The sequence below is a fragment of the Aliiroseovarius sp. PTFE2010 genome, assembly GCF_049943335.1.
In the GTDB taxonomy this organism is placed as follows: Bacteria; Pseudomonadota; Alphaproteobacteria; order Rhodobacterales; family Rhodobacteraceae; genus JBNFVY01.
The window spans coordinates 2501-5933 of record NZ_JBNFVY010000023.1; the positions used below are offsets into that span (position 1 = coordinate 2501).

At 53.2% G+C, this 3433-nt stretch carries 1 tRNA gene and 2 rRNA genes; all 3 read left to right on the plus strand.

Annotation, left to right across the window (positions count from 1 at the left end):
* Positions 1 to 253: 253 nt before the first annotated feature.
* Positions 254 to 3082, plus strand: a 23S ribosomal RNA gene (locus ACP2AV_RS15505).
* Between the two features lie 104 nt (positions 3083 to 3186).
* A 5S ribosomal RNA gene (gene rrf / locus ACP2AV_RS15510) occupies positions 3187 to 3301 on the plus strand.
* Positions 3302 to 3354: 53 nt separating this feature from the next.
* Positions 3355 to 3431: transfer RNA gene (locus ACP2AV_RS15515), tRNA-Met, on the plus strand.
* Positions 3432 to 3433: the final 2 nt, after the last annotated feature.

The following is a 3433-nucleotide window of genomic DNA, read 5'->3' on the forward strand; positions in this document are numbered from 1 at the left end:
TCGTATAGAGAGATCAAACATCAGCTTATTGCTGATCCGGGCAGTGCGTCCTGGATCCGGGGGTCAAAGCCCCGAAAGCGATAAGCTTCCAAGTCAAGTACACTAACCGGCAACCCTTACCCAGGGTTGCCATTGTTGCCCGGAATTATCCCTCCGGGCAGCGGGATAGTATGCTTTTGGTCCGGAAATAGAAGGCGTCTGCTTGAACCAGCTTGGCGCCATGCGGGGCGCGAGCCTTGCTCTTTCTGGATCAAATCAAGCGCGAAAAGGGCGTTTGGTGGATGCCTTGGCAGTAAGAGGCGATGAAGGACGTGATACTCTGCGATAAGTTCTGGCGAGCTGAGAATAAGCTTTGACCCAGGAATTTCCGAATGGGGCAACCCACCTGACAGTTTGTTATTGTTGGCTTCGGCCAATCAATAATGAGCTGAAACAGGTACTTTCAACCTGAATACATAGGGTTTTAAGAGCAAACCCGGGGAACTGAAACATCTAAGTACCCGGAGGAAAGGACATCAATTGATACTCCCCTAGTAGCGGCGAGCGAACGGGGACCAGCCGAGCCATGAGTGTGATTAGAATGCGTTGGAAAGCGCAGCCATAGCGGGTGACAGCCCCGTATAAGAAGCATGATTGGACGTATTAAGTAGGGCGGGACACGTGAAATCCTGTCTGAAGATCGGAGGACCACCTTCGAAGGCTAAGTACTCCTTACTGACCGATAGCGAACCAGTACCGTGAGGGAAAGGTGAAAAGCACCCCGACGAGGGGAGTGAAACAGTTTCTGAAACCGGACGCCTACAAGCAGTCGGAGGGGCCTTGTGCCCTGACGGCGTACCTTTTGTATAATGGGTCATCGACTTGGTCTATCTAGCAAGCTTAAGCCGTTAGGTGTAGGCGCAGCGAAAGCGAGTCTTAATAGGGCGAATGAGTTAGATGGATCAGACCCGAAACCGAGTGATCTAGGCATGACCAGGATGAAGGTAAGGTAACACTTACTGGAGGTCCGAACCCACACCTGTTGAAAAAGGTCGGGATGAGTTGTGCCTAGGGGTGAAAGGCCAATCAAACTCGGAGATAGCTGGTTCTCCGCGAAATCTATTTAGGTAGAGCGTCATCCGAATACCCCGGGGGGTAGAGCACTGGATGGGTAATGGGGCCCCACAGGCTTACTGATCCTAACCAAACTCCGAATACCCGGGAGTACTAGATGGCAGACACACCATGGATGCTAACGTCCATGGTGGAGAGGGAAACAACCCTGACCTACAGCTAAGGCCCCTAATTCATGGCTAAGTGGGAAAGCAGGTGGGACGACCAAAACAACCAGGAGGTTGGCTTAGAAGCAGCCATCCTTTAAAGATAGCGTAACAGCTCACTGGTCTAGACAAGTTGTCCTGCGGCGAAGATGTATCGGGGCTCAAGCCATGAGCCGAAGCTTAGGATGCCGTAAGGCATGGTAGCGGAGCGTAGTGTGATATAATCCCATGTGTCCTTAGTTCCTTCGGGAACATTGGACACAAGGGATTTTCTGTGAAGCCGGCGTGTGAACGATCCGGTGGAGAGATCACTAGTGAGAATGATGACATGAGTAGCGACAAACAGGGTGAGAGACCCTGTCGCCGAAAGTCCAAGGGTTCCTGCTTAAAGTTAATCTGAGCAGGGTAAGCCGACCCCTAAGGCGAGGCCGAAAGGCGTAGTCGATGGGAACCAGGTTAATATTCCTGGGCCATGTGGAGGTGACGGATCGCAGGGGTAGTTCAGTCTTATTGGATTGACTGGGCTGCTGAGCGGTTCCTGGAAATAGCCCCACTATTAGATCGTACCCTAAACCGACACAGGTGGACTGGTAGAGAATACCAAGGCGCTTGAGAGAACGATGTTGAAGGAACTCGGCAAAATACCTCCGTAAGTTCGCGAGAAGGAGGCCCAGTTTCTACGCAAGTATTGACTGGGGGCACAAACCAGGGGGTGGCGACTGTTTACTAAAAACACAGGGCTCTGCGAAGTCGCAAGACGACGTATAGGGTCTGACGCCTGCCCGGTGCCTGAAGGTTAAAAGGAGGGGTGCAAGCTCCGAATTGAAGCCCAGGTAAACGGCGGCCGTAACTATAACGGTCCTAAGGTAGCGAAATTCCTTGTCGGGTAAGTTCCGACCTGCACGAATGGCGTAACGACTTCCCCGCTGTCTCCAACATCGACTCAGCGAAATTGAATTGCCTGTCAAGATGCAGGCTTCCCGCGGTTAGACGGAAAGACCCCGTGCACCTTTACTACAGCTTCACACTGGCATCAGGCCAAGCATGTGCAGGATAGGTGGTGGGCTTTGAAGCAGGAACGCTAGTTTCTGTGGAGCCTCCCTTGAGATACCACCCTTGCTTTGCTTGATGTCTAACCGCGGTCCATTATCTGGATCCGGGACCCTGTGTGGCGGGTAGTTTGACTGGGGCGGTCGCCTCCTAAAGAGTAACGGAGGCGCGCGAAGGTTGGCTCAGAGCGGTCGGAAATCGCTCGTTGAGTGCAATGGCAGAAGCCAGCCTGACTGCAAGACTGACAAGTCGAGCAGAGTCGAAAGACGGCCATAGTGATCCGGTGGTCCCGAGTGGAAGGGCCATCGCTCAACGGATAAAAGGTACGCCGGGGATAACAGGCTGATACTGCCCAAGAGTCCATATCGACGGCAGTGTTTGGCACCTCGATGTCGGCTCATCTCATCCTGGGGCTGGAGCAGGTCCCAAGGGTACGGCTGTTCGCCGTTTAAAGAGGTACGTGAGCTGGGTTTAGAACGTCGTGAGACAGTTCGGTCCCTATCTGCCGTGGGTGTAGGATACTTGAGAGGAGTTGCCCCTAGTACGAGAGGACCGGGGTGAACGATCCACTGGTGGACCAGTTGTCGTGCCAACGGCAGTGCTGGGTAGCTATGATCGGAAAGGATAACCGCTGAAGGCATCTAAGCGGGAAGCCCCCCTCAAAACAAGGTATCCCTGAGGACCGAGGTAGACCACCTCGTCGATAGGCCGGAGATGTAAGCGCAGCAATGCGTTCAGTTGACCGGTACTAATTGTCCGATAGGCTTGATTTGATCCAGTAACAGCAAGGGTTATACCTTCTGAGCTGGTCAAAAGCATACACCACGTGTACAACTTGGACCCGCAATCGCGGGCGATGTTTGAGTGTCTTTCTCGGTTTGGTGGTCACAGCGCCAGTGAAACACCCGATCCCATCCCGAACTCGGCCGTTAAGCACGGTTGCGCCGATGGTACTGCGTCTTAAGACGTGGGAGAGTAGGTCACCGCCAAACCTAGTAAGACACTCAGATCTCTCTAATCGATCGTACCCAATCAATACCTCTGTCGCGGGATGGAGCAGCCCGGTAGCTCGTCAGGCTCATAACCTGAAGGTCGTAGGTTCAAATCCTACTCCCGCAACCAAA